Annotated in this window: 14 protein-coding genes and 3 tRNA genes; 4 read left to right on the top strand and 13 right to left on the bottom strand. The window is 60.6% G+C overall.

Translation table 11 applies throughout. The features are described 5' to 3' along the window. Positions 1-30 precede the first annotated feature (30 nt). The 4 genes from B9G99_RS11025 to smc all read right to left on the bottom strand — a co-directional run bounded on the left by B9G99_RS11025 (position 31) and on the right by smc (position 7,519). The gene (locus tag B9G99_RS11025; protein WP_086622199.1) at positions 31-309 is read right to left on the bottom strand and encodes a YheU family protein; all 279 of its coding nucleotides are present in this window, start codon (positions 307-309) and stop codon (positions 31-33) included. Beyond that, entirely contained in the window at positions 306-2,366 is a 2,061-nt protein-coding gene (gene ligA, locus B9G99_RS11020) for an NAD-dependent DNA ligase LigA (RefSeq protein ID WP_086622198.1), read from the bottom strand. The genes B9G99_RS11025 and ligA overlap by 4 nt, the downstream gene beginning before the upstream one ends. 152 nt (positions 2,367-2,518) lie before the next feature. Continuing rightward, entirely contained in the window at positions 2,519-3,778 is a 1,260-nt protein-coding gene (zipA, locus tag B9G99_RS11015; protein ID WP_086622197.1) for a cell division protein ZipA, read from the bottom strand. 240 nt (positions 3,779-4,018) lie between these two features. Then, positions 4,019-7,519 (bottom strand): chromosome segregation protein SMC, encoded by a 3,501-nt coding sequence (gene smc, locus B9G99_RS11010; protein WP_086622196.1) that lies wholly within the window; start codon positions 7,517-7,519, stop codon positions 4,019-4,021. A 298-nt stretch (positions 7,520-7,817) separates the two neighbouring features. On the opposite strand from smc, the gene B9G99_RS11005 reads away from it, so the two are divergent. The 3 genes from B9G99_RS11005 (at position 7,818) to B9G99_RS10995 (ending at position 10,189) form a co-directional block, all read left to right on the top strand. Continuing rightward, entirely contained in the window at positions 7,818-8,306 is a 489-nt protein-coding gene (locus tag B9G99_RS11005) for a LexA family protein (protein WP_086622195.1), read from the top strand. Between the two features lie 2 nt (positions 8,307-8,308). Next, positions 8,309-8,944, top strand: coding sequence for an IMPACT family protein (locus B9G99_RS11000; protein WP_086622194.1), 636 nt, complete (start codon positions 8,309-8,311; stop codon positions 8,942-8,944). A 207-nt stretch (positions 8,945-9,151) separates the two neighbouring features. Beyond that, positions 9,152-10,189, top strand: a complete 1,038-nt coding sequence (locus B9G99_RS10995) for a tRNA dihydrouridine synthase (RefSeq protein WP_227875788.1) — start codon at positions 9,152-9,154, stop codon at positions 10,187-10,189. A gap of 157 nt (positions 10,190-10,346) precedes the next feature. On the opposite strand, the gene B9G99_RS10990 is transcribed toward B9G99_RS10995, so the two are convergent. From B9G99_RS10990 to B9G99_RS10950, 9 genes are all read right to left on the bottom strand, one after another. Continuing rightward, positions 10,347-10,423 (bottom strand) — tRNA-Arg (locus B9G99_RS10990). A 31-nt stretch (positions 10,424-10,454) separates the two neighbouring features. Then, positions 10,455-10,531 (bottom strand) — tRNA-Arg (locus tag B9G99_RS10985). Positions 10,532-10,602: 71 nt separating this feature from the next. Next, positions 10,603-10,695: transfer RNA gene (locus B9G99_RS10980), tRNA-Ser, on the bottom strand. A gap of 112 nt (positions 10,696-10,807) precedes the next feature. Then, positions 10,808-11,005: a carbon storage regulator CsrA gene (csrA, locus tag B9G99_RS10975; protein WP_086622192.1), complete on the bottom strand. Its 198-nt coding sequence runs from the start codon at positions 11,003-11,005 to the stop codon at positions 10,808-10,810. A gap of 196 nt (positions 11,006-11,201) precedes the next feature. After that, entirely contained in the window at positions 11,202-12,461 is a 1,260-nt protein-coding gene (locus B9G99_RS10970; protein ID WP_086622191.1) for an aspartate kinase, read from the bottom strand. A gap of 31 nt (positions 12,462-12,492) precedes the next feature. After that, a complete protein-coding gene (gene alaS / locus B9G99_RS10965; protein ID WP_086622190.1) occupies positions 12,493-15,099 on the bottom strand; it encodes an alanine--tRNA ligase in 2,607 nt (868 codons plus the stop codon). A gap of 276 nt (positions 15,100-15,375) precedes the next feature. After that, on the bottom strand, positions 15,376-15,822 hold the full coding sequence (locus B9G99_RS10960) for a regulatory protein RecX (protein WP_086622189.1): 447 nt from the start codon (positions 15,820-15,822) through the stop codon (positions 15,376-15,378). An 89-nt stretch (positions 15,823-15,911) separates the two neighbouring features. Further along, positions 15,912-16,982, bottom strand: coding sequence for a recombinase RecA (gene recA / locus B9G99_RS10955; RefSeq protein WP_086622188.1), 1,071 nt, complete (start codon positions 16,980-16,982; stop codon positions 15,912-15,914). Positions 16,983-17,126: 144 nt separating this feature from the next. Next, positions 17,127-17,630: a CinA family protein gene (locus tag B9G99_RS10950; protein ID WP_086622187.1), complete on the bottom strand. Its 504-nt coding sequence runs from the start codon at positions 17,628-17,630 to the stop codon at positions 17,127-17,129. Positions 17,631-17,864: 234 nt separating this feature from the next. Between B9G99_RS10950 and mutS the strand changes: the two genes are divergently transcribed. Further along, positions 17,865-20,411, top strand: coding sequence for a DNA mismatch repair protein MutS (mutS, locus tag B9G99_RS10945; protein WP_086622186.1), 2,547 nt, complete (start codon positions 17,865-17,867; stop codon positions 20,409-20,411). The last annotated feature ends 8 nt before the right edge of the window (positions 20,412-20,419 follow it).

Here is a 20,419-nt window from a genome sequence, read left to right as displayed (position 1 = left end):
CATGATTCTCAAGGGCGCGTGACCGGGCGGCTACCAGTCCCCCTCTTCTTCGTCATCGGCGACCTGGCGGCCAAAGGCGCGCCACTGCTCCTGGGTCATGACCTCGGTCAGCTCGGTCTGCAGATCATGCACGATCAAAAGCTCACCGCGCTCGAGCTGACCGCTGACCTCCCCAACCCAGCCGCGCTCGCCCTCGCCGGTGTCGGTCGTGTCATAGCCCTGACGGGTGACGAACTCCGCAAGCAGCCGGTTGAGGGTATCCGCCGGCAGCATGCGCGAGGGAACTTCCACGAATCTTCCACTGCTCATGAGTCACTCTCCGATGAGGACGTATTTTCATGCCGGTCCAAAAACACCAGCAAGGCCTGCTCGTCCATGACATCAACGCCCAGCTGACGGGCCTTTTCCAGCTTGCTGCCGGCTGCCTCACCGGCGACCACTGCGTGTGTTTTCTTCGAGACGCTGCCGCTGACCTTCGCCCCCAGCGCCACCAGTCGCGCTTTCGCCTCATCACGGGTCAGCGTTTCCAGCGTGCCGGTCAGCACCCAGGTCTGGCCGGTCAGGGGCTGCTCGCGTTCTCCCACCTCGACCTCTTCCCAGTCGATGCCGACCCGGATGAGGTCCTCGATGGTGTCGCGATTGTGCGCCTCGGCAAAGAAGGTATGGATATGACCGGCCACCACCGGGCCAATATCGGCCACTGCCTCCAGCGCTTCCATTGAGGCATCCATGATCCGCTGCAGCTCGCCAAAATGCAGCACCAGCGCATTGGCAGTCGCCTCGCCGACTTCAGTAATGCCGAGTGCATAGATAAAGCGGGCCAGCGTGGTATGTCTTGAACGCTCAAGCGAGGCCACGAGATTATCGGCTGACTTTTGCGCCATGCGGGGCAGCTCGGCAAGCTGCACCGCTTCAAGGCGAAACAGATCGGCCGGGCTTTTCACCCACTCCCGCTCGACCAGCGCATCAATCAGTTTGGTGCCCAGCCCGTCGATATCCAGCGCTCGGCGGCTGGCGAAGTGCTTGAGCGCCTCCTTGCGCTGGGCCGGGCAGAAAAGCCCGCCCGAGCAGCGAGCATCCACCTCGTCACCAAGACGCTCCACCCGTGAATCACATACCGGACACTGCTCGGGCATCTCGATGATCTGCGCGTTGTCCGGGCGGGCATCCATCACCACGCTGACAATCTGCGGGATGACATCACCGGCACGACGAACGATCACGGTGTCATTGATGCGAGCATCAAGGCGTTCGATCTCATCCATGTTGTGCAGTGTGGCGTTCGACACCGTCACACCGGCTACCTGTACGGGCTCAAGCCTGGCCACCGGCGTCAGCCGCCCGGTGCGTCCGACCTGAAAGGTGACATCTCGAATGACCGTAGTCTGCTCCTGGGCCGGAAACTTGAACGCCATTGCCCAGCGCGGCGCACGCGAAACAAAACCGAGTTCGCGCTGGGCACGCAGATCATCGACCTTGAGTACGGCACCGTCGATGTCGTAGTCCAGCTGCTCGCGCCGCTGGCCCATTCTGTCGCAGAAGTCGACCAGCCCATCAGCGCCGGTAACCACATCAATCTCGGGGCTGGTGCGAAATCCCAGATCGCGCAGCAGGGCCATCAGCGCCGAGTGGCAGGGCTTTAGCCACGCATCATCAATGCGGGCGACCTGATAAGCGCAGAACTCCAGCGGTCGGGCCGCAGCGATATTGGGGTCGAGCTGTCGCAGGCTGCCGGCGGCAGCGTTACGAGGATTGGCAAACACCTTGCTGTCCCGGGCACGCGCATCGTCATTGAGCTTCTCAAACCCCGAGTGGCTCATGTAGACCTCGCCACGCACTTCCAGCAATGCCGGCAGATCATCACCCCGCAACCGAAGCGGGATGGATTTCAGCGTGCGCAGGTTGGCCGTAATGCCTTCACCGGTACGCCCATCACCTCGGGTCGCCCCCTGCACCAGCAGGCCATTTTCATACACCAGCGAGACGGCCAGCCCGTCCAGCTTGGGCTCGCAGCAAAAACGAATCGACGGCTCGTCGGTTTCAAGCCGTTCGGCCACTCGCCGTGCAAAGGCGCGGACCTCCTGCTCATCGAAGGCGTTGTCCAGTGACAGCATGGCCACGGCGTGACGCACTTCGGGAAACCCCTCGGCCGGCGGTGCGCCCACGCGCTGGGTGGGCGAATCCGCCGTGACCCGCTCCGGATGTTCGGCCTCGATCTCCTGAAGGCGGCGCAGCAGGCGATCATACTCGGCGTCGGGAATGGCCGGCGCATCCTCGACGTAATAGCGATAGTTGGCCTCTTCGAGCTGCGCACGAAGTGTCCTGATCTCCTCGGCAATCGGGTCAGCGCTTTTTTTTGCACACATGGCAGTGATTTATTCCGTTTGACATGACCGCCGAAGACGACGGCCGCAACATGGGTCATACCTGTTTCAAAAACCACACCAACGCGACAGGCGGCCCTGAAATGATCAGGGGGCCCGAAGGCCCCCATCACGCACACGGCACAAATTGACGTCTAGTGCGCCTGGTGATGATGCAACCGCCAGCGACGCTCGAACTCGTGCACGCGTTGACGGGCAAACTCGACGGTCTGCCCGGTCATGACGCTGTGATTTTCATCCTTGAGCTCGCCCCCCAGGTTGCGCACCAGCACCATGGCGGTTTCAAACATGGCTTCGAACGCTTCCCGCGAGGATTCGGCGCTGGGCATCGGCATCAAAAAGGTCACCCCGGGCGTGGCCTCTTCCTCCATATCTTCCAGATCGAAGGTACCCGGCTTGACGACGTTCACCATCGAAAACTGCAGCGGGCTCTGGCTGGATTCGGTTTCAAAACGGTGAAAGACCCCGCGGTCATCAAGACGAAGACCACAGGCCAGCACCAGCTGAAGCAGGTCCGGGCCGTGAAAACCGTCCTCATCACGAGACATGACGCTGATCACCACAATCTCTTCGGCGTCTTTCAATGCCGTGCGTGCCGATTCGCCCTCAATCATGCTGCGCGCGGCGCGCTCAAGCACCGGATGACGCGATGCCCAGCGCGCGCTGTCAAACCGTGAATGAGAAGCGGGCATTTCTTCTTCGGGCTCGGGCTCGTAACGCGATGCCATGTCCTCGTCACGTTCGAAGTCGAACGCTTCGGGGGGCGGGTCGCGGCGATCATTGCGAGCAAACAATGGATCGTCGTCCTCAAACGCTTCCTCACGGGCGTCCGGGCGCTCGGGCATCACAGGCGTTTTTTCTTGAGGCGGCTCTGGCGGGCGCTGGCGCGATGCCCGCTTGCCTTCACCAAAGGGAAACGCCGATTTCAGACGACGAGCAAATTCGTCACGACGGCGCGGCGGCACCTCCATGTCTTCGTCGTCGTATTCATGCTCCTGCAGATCATCATGTTCGCGCGAGCCATGTCGCTCGCGGGTCTGATAGGCGGGCATGTCACGCTCATCATCGATGTCCTCGTCAAGCGCAGGGTCGATGTCACGCTGCCGAGCGCGATCGCTCTCCTGCTCCCATGCGTCGTCGGGCTCATCGAAGCGATCATCAAACTCGTGCTCATCCCGGGAGACGACCCGGGCACCGCCATTGGGCAGCTCCCAGTTCATTCGCTCCTCGCGCTCGATATCCTGTGGATCGCGTGCAGGCGCGCTGCTGTCGATATCGCGTGAAAGGTCCATGCGCAGGCCGCGTCTTTGCCGCTGCAGGCGCCGTACACCGTCAACCAGAATGATGGCGACGAGAACCAGCCCCAGGATAATGAGCCACTCTCTCAATTCCATGTAATCATGCCTGTTGTTGGCACCATGTCAGCCCCGGACATGGCGCGATCGCCTTCGAATAAATGGACGAATGTCCTTCACGATGTGAAAAAAGTCTTTCACGCATGAAGGTTGTCGTCCGATGACAGCAATATGACGTCAATGACACACATTGCGCAATCGCCCTTCGATTATATCCCTGCGAAACTTCCCGCTGCCAGGGCCCGGCATTCAGGGCCCCATCAGCACTCCCCCATGACGTCACACTTCTACAAGTTCGGCGGCCTCTTCAACGCCCACCGAGACCAGACGGGATACCCCCGGCTCCTGCATGGTGACGCCCATCAGGCGGTCTGCTGCCTCCATGGCAATCTTGTTATGTGTAATGTAGATAAATTGCACGTTTTGTGACATCTCGCGAACCAGTTTCGCGTAACGCCCCACGTTGGCGTCATCCAGCGGCGCATCCACTTCGTCCAGCATGCAAAAGGGCGCCGGATTGAGCTGGAAGATCGCAAATACCAGAGACAGCGCCGTCAGCGTCTTTTCTCCCCCGGAGAGCAGATGGATGGTGCTGTTTTTCTTGCCTGGCGGCGTTGCCATGATGGCCACCCCGGTTTCCAGCAGATCATCACCGGTCAGCGTCAGCCAGGCCGCGCCGCCGCCGAAGACACGCGGGAACAGCTCACCCAGGCGCTCGTTGACCTCTTCAAAGACCTGCTTGAAACGTGTCCGCGTTTCCTGATCGATCTTTCTGATGGCCTGATTCAGGGTATCCAGCGCCTCGGTCAGTTCGGCATGCTGTCCCTGAAGATAGTCACGACGCTCGAGCTGCTGCTCGTATTCCTCGATGGCGGCCAGGTTGATCGCACCCAGCCGGCGAATCTTGTCGCTGACCGATTCAAGCGCTTCCTGCCAGTCCTGCTCGTTGGCGCCTGCGGCCAGTCCTTCCTCGAGCGCCGCACTGTCATGCCCGAGCTCAACGATCTGCTGCTCCTGGGCTTCAGCCTTGAGCCGCAGCGCCTGAACATCCATGCGTTCGGCCTCGAGCTGTTCACGCAGGGTCTCCAGTTCACGCTCGTGGCCCTGACGCTTTTGCTCCAGTTCCCGCATGGTGTTGCCAATGGCGCTCGCCTCATCGCGACATTCGTTGAGCAACTGCTCCTCGCGCGTGCGCTGATGCAGTGACTCATCGAGGGACTCGCGCAGCATTTCAAGCGGCTCGAGCGCTTCTTCGCGCTGCGCTCGCAGCATCTCGCGCTTTTCTTCCAGACGCGCGCGTTGATCACCGGCACGACTACGCTGCCCTTCAATGCCCTGCCGTTCCGTGCTCAATCGCTGACGCTCAAGCTCCAGCGAATTGATGGCCTCGCGCGCCGGCGCCAGACGGGCGTTGACGGCTTCGCGTGCTTCGCGGGTTTCGCGGCGCGCGCGCTCGAGCTGCTGACGCTGGGCATCGTTGTCCTCAACGGTCGCCAGCGCCTGACCCCACTGCTCGCGTGCCTGCTCAAGATTAAGCCGCTGTTCCTCGAGCTGCTCGCGCAGGCCCGCAAGCTCCTCTTCCAGCTCGCTGTCACGACTGCGCAGGTGCTCCAGACGCGTGGCGAGCTGAGACACCTCCAGCGCCAGCGTCTGTCGGCCCTGCTGTTGCTGGCGCTGATGCGCGTAAAGCGCCTCAAGCGCCTCGCCATCGCGGTGGCGCTGCTCGCGAAGGGCGGCGATCCGGGTCTCGTCCTCGGCAACACGTTCATCAAGCTCGCCAAGCTCCAGATCAATGCGGTCACGGCGCTGGCGATTGACCACGATGCTGCCGGTCTGCTCATCGCTGACCTGACGATGCGCCCAGTGCCGGCCCAGCCAGAGCCCGGAGGGCGCTATCACGCTGTGGCCGGCCTCCAGATGTTCGCGCGCCTGCCAGGCATCGGCATCGCTGTCGGCCGTGTTCACCCGCCTCAGGAGCTCACTCAGGGCCTCGGCCCCGGTGACTCTGGCCGCCAGCGTGTTGGCTTTGGGTGCCGGGGACGAACGGCCTTCTTCGAACAGGGTCAGCCTGCCTGTCGACAGCGCCTGCAGGGCGGTACGAGCGCGCGCGTCATCCGTCATGCGAGCCGCCAGCCAGGGGCCGAGCACCACATCGACCGCCGCCTCCCAGCCGGATTCGACCTGAAGACGCTCGGCCAGTTGCGGCGCGCCAGCCAGATCAAACGCGTCCAGATGGGCATCCAGCGCCTCGTCACCGCTTTCGAGCGCGGCCCGAATCAGGGCGTCGAGCGAGGCACGCTCCCCCTGCAGTGCACTGCGTCGGGCATGATGCTCATCGCGCGAGGCGCCAAGTGTTTGAAGGCGGGTCTCGATGTCATCCAGCCCTTGCTTGAGTTCAAGCCGGCGCGTTTCATCTGCCTCAAGCTCAAGGTCCAGTTCGGCCAGACGCTCGGCCGCCATCTCGCGCTCTTCGACAAGCGCGGCCTGCTCGGGCAGTTCATCACGCTGTTTCTGACGCTGAGCGATGCGTGTATTGAGATCATTGATCACGCCATCAAGGCGCTGCACGTCGCTCTGAGCACGCTCGGCGCTACGGGTGGCCTGCTGATGCTGTTCGCTGAAAGCCTCCCAGGCTTCCAGCGCGGCCTGCTCGCGCTCGGCGGCTTCCTCAAGCCCGGCCTCAACCATCTCAAAGGCCTCACGCGCGGCTTCAAGCTCGGGTGACAGGGCGTCAAGGCGCGCGGTGATGTTCTGATAGCGCACGTCATCTTCACCGGCCAGACGCGCCAGATCGGTCAGGTCCCGATCGATGGCGGCAATATCGGCCTCGCTTTGCTGCTCGCGCGCTCGGGCGCTTTCAAGCTGCTGCTCCAGACGTGCAATGGCCGCACCGGTGTCGTAAAAGGCACGCTGACGCGTATCAAGGGTTTCGGCCAGGGCGTCGTGCTGACTGCGAGACTGCTCGAGACGGTTTTCGCTTTCGCGCATGCCAAGCACGTTACGCTCGACGCTGTTTTCAAGCTCGCGCACCCGGGTATCACGGGTGCGCTGCTTTTCACGAAGCGTGCGAGCTCGGATGAGGGCCAGCTCGCCCTTGAGGCGATGCTCACGGCCTTTCAGCTCGCGGTAGCGTTTGGCGGCCTCGGCCTGACGCTTGAGGCGCTCAAGCTGCTTGTCGAGCTCTTCGCGCAGATCATCCAGACGTTCGAGATTTTCGGTGGTACGCCGCATGCGATTTTCGGTTTCGCGACGACGCTCCTTGTAGCGCGAGATGCCAGCCGCCTCTTCCAGCGTGGCGCGCAGCTCTTCCGGGCGCGCCTCGACCAGCCGGGAGATCATGCCCTGACCGATGATGGCGTAGGAGCGCGGACCGAGCCCGGTACCCAGAAAGAGATCGGCGATATCGCGACGGCGGCATTTCTGACCGTTGAAGAAGTACTGGGACTGACCATCACGGGTGACAAGTCGGCGCACGGCGATCTCGGCGTACTGCGCCCAGGCCCCGCCCAGCTTGCCTTCGCGATTGTCAAAGGTCAGCTCGATCGAGGCCTGTCCGACCGGCTTGCGTCCGGTCGAGCCGTTGAAGATGACATCGGCCATCGATTCGCCGCGCAGGTATTTGGCCGAGGATTCGCCCATCACCCAGCGTACGGCATCGATAACGTTGGACTTGCCACAGCCGTTGGGTCCGACGATGGCGGTCATGTCGGTATCAAAGGGGACTGTCACCGGGTCGACAAAGGATTTGAAGCCGACCAGTTTGATCGATGTCAGGCGCATTCCAGTGGCGGGCTCCGGGAACAGGTCAATCGGCGGGCGCCGGGCGGCGACAGAATGGCGTCGCAGGCACCGGACAGCGCCGCGGCAAAGCGCGCCACTCTACTACGATTGGCACGCTTTCTCCATGTCAATGACTACCGCCACCGTATGGTTTCGGTTACCTTTGAACGGTTGCCCGTGACACTTTCGCACCTGCGCCCACCCGGGTGATGGTCGTGTCACGCGCCCCTTGCGACGACGCATCATGTGTCGCCGGTCATGTGTCAGCCCATCGGATGCCCCTTCAGGGAGTTGCCTTATGTCAGCCCATACCGAGCCACGCTTTTTGCACCGCACGCCCAACATCCCGCTGGTCGAGGATGCCTGGGAGGAGATCGACGCCAGCGAGCTGGTGGAGGTTCCCCTGCTCGGTACCGTCTCGGCCGGCATGCCGATGGAAGCCTGCGCTGACAATGAGACCGTGCGCATCCCCTCGCGCATGGTGCGACGCAACACCTACGCCCTGCGGGTGCGCGGTGACTCGATGATCGACTGCAACATCCATGATGGCGACATCATCATTATCGAAAAGCTCGAATCCGCTGAAAACGGTGAAACGGCCGTGGTGCTGATCAACAATCAGGAGGTCACGCTCAAAAAGGTCTACATCGACAAGTCGGGCGTACGCCTGCAGCCCGCCAACACCACCATGCCGCCCATCTATCTGAAAAACGACGACATCCAGGTGCTGGGGCTGGTCATGGGTGTGGCACGGCGCCCGGCCAGCACCCCGGTCACAGCGGCCTGATCATGCGTTACTCGATTCCCGCCGTTGACCAGGGGCGCTGGCATGAAGAAAGCCTCGAAGTACAAAAAAGTCGTTTTATTGCACGCGTGGGCCATGTCACCACCCCCGAGCAGGCCCAGCAATTGATTGACCAGGCCCGATTTGATCATCCGGATGCCTCTCACCATTGCTCGGCCTTTATTGCCGGCGCCCCGAACGAGCAGAACGCCATCGGCTTTTCCGATGACGGGGAGCCTGGCGGCACGGCCGGTCGCCCCATGTACCAGGTGCTTGAAGGCAGCGGGCTTGGTCAGGTCGGTGCCGTGATCATTCGCTATTTTGGCGGCACCAAACTCGGCACCGGCGGGCTGGTGCGTGCCTACTCAAAATCCCTGCTTCAGGCACTTGAAACGCTCCCCACGCAGGACTACGTCACACGCCGCATACTATGGCTGACCACCGATTTTGCCCTGGAGCACGAGCTGCGCCGCTGGGCAGAGCTCAACGACGCCCCTGTCGATCAGACACTGCATGACGCCTCGGGCGTCACCCTCGCCGTGGCTTGGCCGATGGATCAGACACCCGACCTTGAAGCACTCAATTCACGCCTCAAGGGGCGCCTGAGCTGTCATGATGACACGCCAGCACCATCAGTCTGATCGCGTCCTTGCGTATTAACTCTCTATTGTCCTTGTCATCATTTCCTCAGCACCCGACATGATCTGATGCTGACACTGAAGAAATCTGACAGGACATTTTTACAGTGATCGCCGTGCGCTGACCTTCAAAAAAGCGGGATCACTTGTCATTGCAGGCAACATGCCTATGATGGCGGCGCCAGTCACGACCATTGCGGATCTCCAGACATGCCAGCCACGACCCTCCCTGTTTCCACAGTTGATCATACGCCCCAGGCAGGCCTGATCGGCCTTGCGCCCATGGAAGGCGTGATTGATGCGCTTACGCGCGAGCTGCTGACCGAGTTGGGCGGGTTTGACTGGAGCGTGACCGAATTCGTGCGCGTGACCGACGCCCGACTCCCCCCGCGCGTTTTCCAGCGCATCTGTCCCGAGCTTTCAGGCGATAGCCGTACACCCAGCGGTACACCGGTCTATCTGCAGCTGCTGGGCGCCCAGCCCGACAAGCTCGGCGAAAATGCCCTGGTGGCCGCAAATCTTGGTGCACCGGTCATTGACATGAACTTTGGCTGCCCGGCCAAAACGGTCAATCGTCACGACGGGGGCGCCGCACTGCTGCGCACGCCGGAGCGCGTATATCGGGCCGCCCAGGGCGTACACGAGGCACTCAAGGGGACCGGTGTGCCGGTAACGGCCAAACTGCGCCTGGGCTTTGAGGACAAGACGCTGGCGCTGGAATGCGCCCATGCCGCCGAAACCGGCGGCGCCCAGCGCCTGGTAGTGCACGCTCGCACCCGCCGCGAGGGCTATCGCCCGCCAGCGCATTGGGAGTGGGTGGGCCGAATTCGCGAGCAGGCCAATGTGCCGGTGGTGGTCAATGGCGACATCTGGACGCTGGAGGACTACTGGCGCGCCCGGGAGGCGAGTGGCTGTCAGGACGTCATGCTGGGCCGAGCGGCGCTTGCCGACCCGTGGCTGGCCAGACGCATTCGACACTGGCAGTTGACCGGAGAGCGACTGCCGGCCACCCGCTGGCAGGATCGCAGCGCCCTGCTGGCCGCCTACGTCCGGCGCATCGATCCTGCCCTGCCCTCAAAGGTTGTGGTGTCACTTTTGAAACAGTGGCTCAACATCATGCGCCAGCACGACGGCGAAGCCGGCGAACACTTTCAAAGGCTGCGCCGCATTACGGTGCTGGATGATTTCATGGCCGCCCTGCAGGAAGAGACGATACCTTCGAACAACAATATGCCGACACTGTCCTGACGAGCCATCGGCCAAAGACCATTTTTTTCCTCACACCTTATTGCCACGCGTTGTCAGGACAGGACATCGTCATGACAGGCTTACGGCAACCGGCTGATACAGGATAAAGGTGTGAAAAACAGAAAAGCCCCGTCCTTTTGGACGGGGCTTTGAAATCTGGCGCGCCCGGGAGGATTCGAACCTCCGACCACCTGATTCGTAGTCAGGTACTCTATCCAGCTGAGCTACGGGCGCAAATAAAACAGTTTTTACATCTACATGCTGATGGCGCGCCCGGGAGGATTCGAACCTCCGACCACCTGATTCGTAGTCAGGTACTCTATCCAGCTGAGCTACGGGCGCAACAAAAGTACAGCAGTTTGAATGTCATGTTTGCCTTTTCAGGCAGGCTTTTCGACATTCAGCACCGATAATGGCGGAGAGAGAGGGATTCGAACCCTCGATAGGGCTATAAACCCTATACTCCCTTAGCAGGGGAGCGCCTTCAGCCACTCGGCCATCTCTCCTCGATCGGTACGGCGCGCATATTACCTGGTTTACCATTCCCTGTCCAGCCCAAAGTCAAAAAATCTTATGATTCAATATATTTGGCTGGACGTCTGCGCTGACGGGTAACCTTCAGATGGGATCGTTCTCGCTGTCACTGCCATCCTTTTCCTGCTGGATGCGCTGATAAATCTCTTCACGATGCACGGAAACATTTTTGGGTGCATTAACACCCAGACGGACCTGATTGCCCTTGACGCCGAGCACGGTCACGGTAATTTCATCGCCAACCATGAGTGTCTCACCCACGCGGCGAGTCAGGATGAGCATTGCGACCTCCTTTTCATTGCTGCTTCCCTATACATATAGTCATATAGATCGTGCACCGGACGGAATAAAGCGGGGCATTATGCGGCAAGCCGAACCATGATCCAACCTGTGTTATTCTGCCAGCGTCTCTTTCCGGTGCACGAGAACTGATTCAGTGTGGCAGAAAGCCCCACAAGCACCAGTCCGTTACCCGGTATTACCGTGTTTTTTCGTCTTCTTCGCTCACATCGGCCTTATCAAGACCAAATGCGGTATGCAGCGATCGTACGGCAAGTTCAAGGAACTTTTCGTCAATAACGACGGAAATCTTGATCTCTGAAGTCGAGACCATACGAATATTGATGCCCTCATCGGCCAGCACCCGGAACATCCGGCTGGCAACGCCTGCGTGCGAGCGCATACCCACGCCCACCAGCGAAACCTTGGCGATCTTGTCGTCACCGCGCACTTCACCACCGCCCAGCGACGGAATGACCTGTTCCTGCAGAATGCGCTGGGTCTGGCGAAAGTCGTTTTTGGCGACCGTGAAGGTAAAGTCGGTATAACCGCCAGAAGGGGCCACATTCTGAACGATCATGTCGACTTCAATATTGGCATCCGAAATCGGCCCCAGAATGCGCGAGGCGACCCCCGGTACATCGGGCGTATTCAAAACGGTCAGCTTGGCTTCGTTGTTATTGAAGGCGATACCCGAAATCAGCGGCTCTTCCATATTCGAAATCTCTTCATCAGCAGTAATCAGGGTTCCCGGGCCATCCTCAAAGGAGGACAGTACACGCAGCGGGACGTTGTATTTGCCGGCAAATTCAACGGCACGAATCTGAAGTACCTTGGAGCCGAGGCTGGCCATCTCCAGCATTTCCTCGACCGTGATGCTTTCCAGACGACGCGCCTTGGCGCAGACACGCGGGTCGGTGGTATAGACGCCATCGACATCGGTGTAAATCTGGCACTCGTCGGCCTTGAGAGCAGCCGCCAGCGCCACGCCGGTGGTATCGGAGCCGCCGCGACCCAGCGTTGTGATATTGCCTTCGCTGTCGACGCCCTGAAAACCGGCCACAACCACAACCTGCCCTTCTTCAAGGTCGTCGCGCAGCTCATCGGTTTCGATGCGCTGAATGCGGGCACGGGTGTGGGCGCTGTCGGTGCGAATACCAATCTGGGCACCGGTATAGGAGGTCGCCTTGACGCCCAGCTGATGCAGGGCCATGGCCAGCAGTGAAATCGTGACCTGTTCGCCGGTCGACACCAGCATGTCCATTTCACGCGGCGTGGGCTCTTCGTTGATCTGTGAGGCCATTTCAATCAGACGATTGGTTTCACCACTCATGGCCGATACCACCACCACGATCTGATGCCCCTGATCCCGAAACCCCTTGACCTTCTCGGCTACCGCCTTGATTCGCTCAACGCTGCCTACCGAAGTACCACCGAATTTTTGTACGTAAAGCGCCATGGATGCTCCCTTTCGTTGATGTATTGGACCATCATCCCTCGAGTGTTTCGGCAACCCACCGGCGTGCGGCCTGCAGGGCGTTGTCCACGCCACTGACGTCGCTGCCACCGGCCTGAGCCATGTCGGCACGACCGCCGCCACGTCCACCCACCATGGGGGCAATGGCACTGACGAGACTGCCGGCACTGAGCCGATCCACCAGATCCTGCGTGACACCGGCAATCAGATTGACCTTGTCATCCCCTGCCACGGCCAGAACAATTACCCCGGAACCCAGTTTGTTTTTCATCTGATCCATGACACCGCGAAGTTCCTTCGCGCCCACACCCTCCAGCTGACGGGCAAGGACACGGACACCGCCAATCTCTTCAGCCGCGTCCAGCAGGTCACTGCCGGCCTGACTGGCCAGCCTGGCGCGATTGCGCTCAAGCTCGCGCTCGAGTTCACGATTACGCTCCAGAAGACTGCCTACCCGTGTTTCGAGCTGATCGGGGCGTGCGCGCACCTGATCGGCCAGACGCGTCACCAGCGACTGCTGATCGCGGAACCAGCGCAGGGTCGCATGACCGGAGATGGCCTCGATACGACGCACGCCGGCCGCCACACCCGTCTCGGCAAGCAATCTTACCGGACCGATGTCACCGGTGCGCAGGACATGAGTGCCGCCACACAGCTCGATGGAGAAGTCATCGCTGCCCATGGTCAATACGCGCACGCTTTCGCCATATTTGGCTTCAAACAGCGCCTGAGCCCCCAGCCTGCGCGCCTCATCCAGGGTCATCAGCTGCGTGGTCACGGGCGTGTTCGCCATGACCTGCTCATTGATCATGGCTTCAACGCGCTCGAGCTCTTCGGATGTCATGGCTTCGTTGTGGCTGAAGTCAAAGCGTAGCCGTTCATCACCCACCTGTGAGCCCTTTTGCTGTACGTGCGTGCCGAGCACGCGACGCAGCGATTCATGCAGCAGGTGGGTAGCCGAATGGTTACGCATGATGGCGTGACGAGCCGGCACCTCGACGCTGGCCTCCACTTTTGCCTGCGCGCTCAGGACGCCTTCGCTGACCTCGCCCAGATGTACGAAGTGCTGCCCGCGTTTCTGGGTATCGCGGACGTTGAATACGACGCCCGGCAGCGTCAGGGTACCGCGATCGCCAATCTGACCGCCGGACTCGGCGTAAAACGGCGTTTCGTCCAGCACCACGGCGCCGCTCTGGCCGGCTTCGAGCTGATCGACCTGCTGCCCGTCGTCATTGAGCAGCGTCAGCACCTGCGCCTGTGCGACCAGACGATCACGCCCGACAAACTCGGTGGCCCCGTCAAGGTCGATGTTCGTCTCCAGACGAGCCCCGAACTGACTGGCTGCACGAGCGCGCTCGCGCTGTGCCTCGAGCTCGCGCAGGAAGCCGGCTTCATCGAGGGTGATATTGCGTTCGCGGGCAATGTCGGCGGTCAGGTCATAGGGAAAACCGTAGGTGTCGTACAGCTTGAAGATGGTCTCGCCATTCAGCTCACTGGACTCGAGCCCGGCCAGTGCTTCATCGAGCAGGCGCATGCCGTGGTCCAGCGTGCGGGCGAACTGCTCCTCTTCACGCAACAGCACTCTTTCGATCTGCTCGCGACGCGCGCGCAACTCGGGATAGGCCTCCCCCATTTCCTCATCCAGTGCTGCGACCAGACGATGGAAGAAAGGCTGACGCGCGCCCAGCTTGTGACCGTGGCGGACTGCGCGACGAATGATACGACGCAGCACATAGCCGCGCCCTTCGTTGGAGGGCATCACGCCATCAACAATCAAAAAGGCGCATGAACGAATGTGATCGGCAATCACGCGCAATGAGGGCTGATGGATGTCGTCCTGGCCGGTAATCTCGGCAGCAGAAGCCAGCAGACGCTTGAAAAGATCAATCTCATAGTTGGAGTGCACGCCCTGCATGACGGCGGCAATCCGCTCAAGGCCCATGCCGGTATCGATGGAAGGACTGGGCAGCGGCGTCATGTTGCCCTGAGCGTCGCGGTCATACTGCATGAAAACCAGATTCCAGACCTCGATGTAGCGATCGCCGTCTTCATCCGGGCTTCCCGGAGGACCACCAAACACGTCCGGGCCATGATCGAAAAAGATTTCCGAAGAAGGGCCGCACGGTCCGGTTTCGCCCATCTGCCAGAAGTTGTCTTCTTCCAGACGCGAGAAGCGCTCGGCGCTGACCCCGATTTCGTTTAACCAGATATCGGCCGCTTCGTCATCGCTGACATGCACCGTGACCCAGAGCTTATCGGCAGGCAGCCCCAGGTTGACCGTCAGAAACTGCCAGGCGTATTGAATGGCCTCACGCTTGAAATAGTCGCCGAAGCTGAAGTTGCCCAGCATTTCAAACAGGGTGTGGTGGCGCGCGGTATAGCCGACGTTGTCCAGGTCATTGTGCTTGCCGCCGGCCCTGACACAGCGCTGCGCCGAAGTTGCCCGAACATAGGGCCTGGGATCGCGCCCCAAAAAGACATCCTTGAAAGGCACCATACCGGCATTGGTGAAAAGCAGCGTGGGGTCGTTATCAGGTACCAGTGAACTGGAAGGCACCTGGGTATGGCCATGCTGTTCAAAAAAATTCAGAAATGCTTGTCGTATGTCGGCGCTTTTCATGGGCTTCCCGTAAACAATGGGTCAGGTCATTTGAATGAGGCAACGAGCGATGCATCAAACGATGGGTGCATGGCAACCGTCGCCTGTCGTCAACATGCGCCTCGAGGAGTGACCCTCATGGTCTTCCATGTCTCGCCCGTGAGCACATCATGAAATACAGGATCACGACGAGACGAATTTTGGCGGCTTAATGTATCAGTATGTCGCATCCGGGTGCGACAGTCCGCATGCGCTCCATTTTGCCTCATGCCGGACGTGACATGCCAAGCCAGGATGTCACGACGGCCAGGCAAGCCGCAGGGCACTGCTGCACTGCTGGCCGTCAAACCCACGTGATGCCAGAAAGCGCTGGCGCTTGGCACGGGCTTTCATGTCGTCGCCGGGCCCGTCAAAACGGCGCTGAAGCGCCTCGGCGGCAAGCGATGTCCAGTCTGCGCTGCTCTCTTCCAGCGCCTGAGCAATCATGTCGCGTTCGATCCCCCGTCCGGACAGTTCTGCGCTGATCTTGCGCGGCCCCTGCAAACGCGCGATGCGCGAGCGGACGAAATGTTCCACAAACCGAGCATCGGACTGCAGATTTTCCTCGGCAAGACGATCCAGCAGCGCATTGACCTCCTCGGGCGCATGCTCGTGACGCAATAACCGCTCCTCGAGTTCGCTACGAGTATATTCACGCCGGGCCAGCAGTGTGATGGCCTCTTCATAAGGCGTTCTCTGTGACATCAACGTTCTCTCCATTTTTATACGTCAACGCAAAAGGGGCACGCTCCATTGAGCGTGCCCCTTTCAATACCACCATGGCGAGATAACGATTACAGAAGTTCGTCACCACCGGCATCAGCCGGTGCTTCGGCTTCTTCTGCCGCCTTCTCTTCTTCCTTCGTTTTCGGAGTCGTCAGAAGCTGGCCGCGGATGGCGTCTTCGATCTCCTGCATGACTTCGGGGTTATCTTCAAGATACTGGGCGGCGTTGGCCTTGCCCTGCCCGATCTTGTTGCCCTTGTAGCTGTACCAGGCACCGGCCTTGTTGACCAGGTTGCACTGGACACCGAGATCAACCACTTCGCCAGCATGGTAGATTCCCTTGCCATAGAGGATCTGGAACTCGGCCTGACGAAACGGCGGTGCCACCTTGTTCTTGACGACCTTGACGCGGGTTTCATTGCCCACGGCCTCATCGCCCTGCTTGACCGAGCCGGTCCGGCGAATGTCCAGACGCACGCTCGAGTAGAACTTGAGTGCGTTACCACCGGTAGTCGTTTCGGGATTACCAAACATGACACCGATTTTCATGCGGATCTGGTTGACGAACATCACCATGCAATTGGCATTCTTGATGTGTCCGGTCACCTTGCGCAGCGCCTGTGACATCAGACGCGCCTGAAGGCCAACGTGGGAATCGCCCATCTCGCCTTCAATCTCGGCACGCGGTGTCAAAGCGGCAACAGAGTCGACCACGATGACGTCTACGCCGCCGGAGCGCACCAGCATGTCGCAGATCTCGAGGGCCTGCTCACCGGTATCGGGCTGGGAGACCAGCATGTCATCAAGATTGACGCCCAGTTTTTCGGCGTAGCTGGGATCGAGTGCGTGTTCGGCATCGATAAAGGCGCAGGTCTTGCCCTGCTTTTGCGCCTGAGCAATGACGGACAGGGTAATGGTGGTTTTACCCGAAGCCTCGGGACCGAAAATCTCAACAATACGCCCATAGGGCAGACCGCCTACGCCAAGCGCGATATCGAGTCCCAGCGAGCCGGTAGACACGGCGGGAATTGCCACGCGGGGCGTATCGCCCATGCGCATGACGGCACCCTTGCCGAACTGTCGCTCGATCTGGGATAGCGCTGCATTAAGTGCCTTGGAGCGGTTGTCATCCTGTGCCATGTTGGCCCTCCTGTCGGGTCAGCCTGACGCTGATACGCCATTAAGCTGTATGCTTATCCAGTATTTTAAACCAAAAATACGGTCTGTCACATCCTTTTGATGACTTATTTCATCAAAAGGCTAAAAAGGCGGTGCAGACGCACGTTAGTCAAAGGGGTTTTCCTGCAGACGTTCGATCAGTCCCCTGAGTGCCAGTGCTACGGCATCACGACGCACCTCGAGGCGCTCTCCGTCAAGGCGATAGCACTGAGCCTGACTCTGGGTGGCGTTGCCCCACGCCAGCCAGACGGTGCCTACCGGCTTTTCGGGTGATCCGCCGCCAGGTCCTGCCACGCCACTGATGGCCACGCCAAGATCTGCGCCGCTGTCGCGACAGGCACCGCGCACCATCTCATGGACCACGGTTTCACTGACCGCACCGAAAAGCTCAAGAGACACCGACGACACACCCAGCAGGCGCTGCTTGGCGGCGTTGGAATAGGTCACGTAGCCGGTTTCGAAACATGACGAGCTGCCAGCAATGTCGGTAATGGCGCGCGCCACCCCGCCACCGGTACAGGATTCGGCGGTAGTCAGCACCACACGCTGCTGCTGACAGAGCAGACACAGCCGGCTGGCCAGCTCCTGTATGCCTGATGCTGTTGCCATGATAACTCCCCGCCGATCACATCGAATTCAAGGCCATCCATGGTACTTGATCACCACAGACAATGGGTACGCCCTCACCATCGCATGCTGTACACGCGTTGAACGCTTGCTGTCTGCACTATAGCAATACAGGGGAGGCAGCGGATCATGATAATCTGATGCCCTTTCACCTCACATGTCCTTGGACAGGGTCAATTTCACGTGGCAGGCAAGACCGAGTCCCAACCGACGCCGATGATGGCGCAGTATTTTCGTATCAAGCGCGAGCATCCCGATGTATTGCTGTTCTACCGCATGGGAGACTTCTACGAACTCTTTCATGACGATGCCAGACGCGCGGCCTCACTGCTCGACATTACACTGACCGCACGCGGCACCTCCAACGGCGCGCCCATTCCCATGGCGGGCGTGCCCTATCACAGCGCAGAAGGCTATCTGGCCCGGCTGGTGCGCATGGGCGAATCTGTCGCCATCTGTGAGCAGATCGGCGACCCGGCGACCGCCAAGGGGCCGGTCGAGCGTCGGGTCGTACGGATTGTTACCCCCGGCACGCTGCACGATGAAGCGCTGCTTGACGAGCGCCGTGACAACCTGGTTGCAGCACTTCATGGCGATAATGACCACTGGGGACTGGCTTGGCTCGAGCTCTCCAGCGGGCGCTTCAGTGTGTTGGAAGTCGAAGGCGAAGGCGACATGCTCGCCGAACTGCACCGGCTTGATCCTGCCGAGCTTCTGGTCATGGAAAGCCTGCGCCTGCCCGCACGTCTGGAAGAACGCCCCGGTCTGCGGCGCCAGAGCGACTGGCACTTTGATCTGGAAACCTCCCGGCGTCTTCTGTGCGATCAGCTGCAGGTACAAAACCTTTCCGGCTTTGGCTGCGACCACCTGACCCGGGCACTGACGGCCGGCGGTGTACTGATCGATTATGTACGCGATACTCAGCGCACCGCCCTGCCCCACATCACCGCCATCGGCGTTGAAAACCGCGATGAATCGGTGGTGATCGACGCCGCCAGCCGACGCAATCTGGAAATTGACCAGAACATGGCGGGCGGTCAGGACAACACTCTGGCCTCGGTGCTGGATACCACAGCCACGGCGATGGGCGCGCGCCTTTTAAGGCGGTGGCTCAACCGCCCCCTGCGCGACCGGGATCAGATCAACGCCCGACAGCAGGGTGTGCGGCTTCTGGGCGAAGAGGACCATGTCGAAGCTTTCAACGCTATCCTCCGCGGTATCGGCGACGTGGAACGCATTCTGGCACGCGTGGCCCTGCTCAGCGCTCGCCCGCGTGATCTTGCCCGACTGCGTGATGCCCTCAATGCCTTGCCGGCGCTGGCAGAGCGGCTGGAAGGCATTGCCCGGGGCAGTGCGCTGGATGATCTTTCCCGCCACATCGTTCCCTATCCCGAGCTTGCCGACACGCTGACCCGGGCATTGATCGACAGCCCACCGGTCGTGATTCGCGACGGCGGTGTCATTCGTGAAGGCTTTGATGAGGAACTCGACGAATTCAGGGCACTGCAGGAGAACGCCGGCGACTATCTGGTCCAGCTGGAAACACGCGAACGTGAGCGCACCGGCCTTTCAGGACTCAAGGTGGGCTACAACCGCGTCCACGGCTACTACATCGAGATTCCGCGCGCTCAGGCACGTGAAGTCCCTGCAGACTACATCCGGCGCCAGACACTCAAAAACGCCGAGCGTTTCATCATTCCCGAACTCAAGACCTTTGAGGACAAGGCGCTCTCGGCCCGCACCCGAGCACTGGCGCGCGAAAAGCTGCTGTACGACGGCCTGCTCGAGGCCCTCAATGCCGAGCTGACTGCGCTGACCCGGACTGCCCAGGCACTGGCCACGCTGGATGTACTACACGCTTTTGCCGAACGCGCGCAGACGCTGTCGCTGGTCTGCCCGACGCTGCGTGAGGCGCCCGGCATGACCATTCGTGACGGCCGGCATCCAGTGGTCGAGCATGTCTCGAGCCACCCCTTTGTGCCCAACGATCTGCATTTTGACGATGTTACCCGCATGCTCGTGATTACCGGACCCAACATGGGCGGTAAATCGACCTTCATGCGTCAGAACGCGCTGATCGCCCTGCTGGCGCATACCGGATGTTTCGTGCCGGCAAGCCATGCCGAAATCGGCCCGATTGATCGTATCTTTACGCGTATCGGCTCCTCGGACGATCTGGCTGGCGGCCGTTCGACCTTCATGGTCGAAATGACCGAAACGGCCAGCATCCTGCATAACGCTACCGACCAGAGTCTGGTGCTGATGGACGAGATCGGCCGCGGCACCAGCACCTTTGACGGGCTATCGCTGGCCTGGGCGGCCGCCGAGCATCTGACCGGTACGCGCGCCTTCACACTGTTTGCCACGCACTACTTCGAGATGACCGGTCTACCCGAGCAGGCAGAAGGTGTCGCCAATGTGCATCTCAATGCCACCGAGCATAACGACGGCATCGTCTTCATGCATCGGGTCGAGCCAGGCCCGGCCAGTCAGAGCTACGGCCTGCAGGTGGCGCAACTGGCAGGGGTGCCCCGCGCCGTGATTGCCCGCGCCCGCGAAAAGCTTCTCATGCTGGAGGCTCAGGACAGCGAGCACCCGGTCGCCCCGCATCAGGCGCCGGCACCAAGGCAGAATGATCTTTTTGCCAGCACGCCGCACCCGGTGGTTGAGGCACTCTCGCAGCTGGATCTGGACGCCCTGTCACCGCGCCAGGCCCAGGAGTGGCTCTATCAGTGGCGCGAGAAGATAAAACAGGACTCGTAAGTCGGTCG

It is taken from the genome of Kushneria konosiri (assembly GCF_002155145.1).
Taxonomy (GTDB): Bacteria; Pseudomonadota; Gammaproteobacteria; order Pseudomonadales; family Halomonadaceae; genus Kushneria; species Kushneria konosiri.
Note: the sequence above shows the minus strand (reverse complement) of the source record. Positions and strands in the feature narration are given on the sequence as shown.

Coding starts and splice junctions, on each gene's coding strand:
- B9G99_RS11025 (WP_086622199.1), bottom strand. CDS start 309: ATGAGCAGTGGAAGATTCGTGGAAGTTCCCTCGCGCATGCTGCCGGCG.
- ligA (WP_086622198.1), bottom strand. CDS start 2,366: ATGTGTGCAAAAAAAAGCGCTGACCCGATTGCCGAGGAGATCAGGACA.
- zipA (WP_086622197.1), bottom strand. CDS start 3,778: ATGGAATTGAGAGAGTGGCTCATTATCCTGGGGCTGGTTCTCGTCGCC.
- smc (WP_086622196.1), bottom strand. CDS start 7,519: ATGCGCCTGACATCGATCAAACTGGTCGGCTTCAAATCCTTTGTCGAC.
- B9G99_RS11005 (WP_086622195.1), top strand. CDS start 7,818: ATGTCAGCCCATACCGAGCCACGCTTTTTGCACCGCACGCCCAACATC.
- B9G99_RS11000 (WP_086622194.1), top strand. CDS start 8,309: ATGCGTTACTCGATTCCCGCCGTTGACCAGGGGCGCTGGCATGAAGAA.
- B9G99_RS10995 (WP_227875788.1), top strand. CDS start 9,152: ATGCCAGCCACGACCCTCCCTGTTTCCACAGTTGATCATACGCCCCAG.
- csrA (WP_086622192.1), bottom strand. CDS start 11,005: ATGCTCATCCTGACTCGCCGCGTGGGTGAGACACTCATGGTTGGCGAT.
- B9G99_RS10970 (WP_086622191.1), bottom strand. CDS start 12,461: ATGGCGCTTTACGTACAAAAATTCGGTGGTACTTCGGTAGGCAGCGTT.
- alaS (WP_086622190.1), bottom strand. CDS start 15,099: ATGAAAAGCGCCGACATACGACAAGCATTTCTGAATTTTTTTGAACAG.
- B9G99_RS10960 (WP_086622189.1), bottom strand. CDS start 15,822: ATGTCACAGAGAACGCCTTATGAAGAGGCCATCACACTGCTGGCCCGG.
- recA (WP_086622188.1), bottom strand. CDS start 16,982: ATGGCACAGGATGACAACCGCTCCAAGGCACTTAATGCAGCGCTATCC.
- B9G99_RS10950 (WP_086622187.1), bottom strand. CDS start 17,630: ATGGCAACAGCATCAGGCATACAGGAGCTGGCCAGCCGGCTGTGTCTG.
- mutS (WP_086622186.1), top strand. CDS start 17,865: ATGATGGCGCAGTATTTTCGTATCAAGCGCGAGCATCCCGATGTATTG.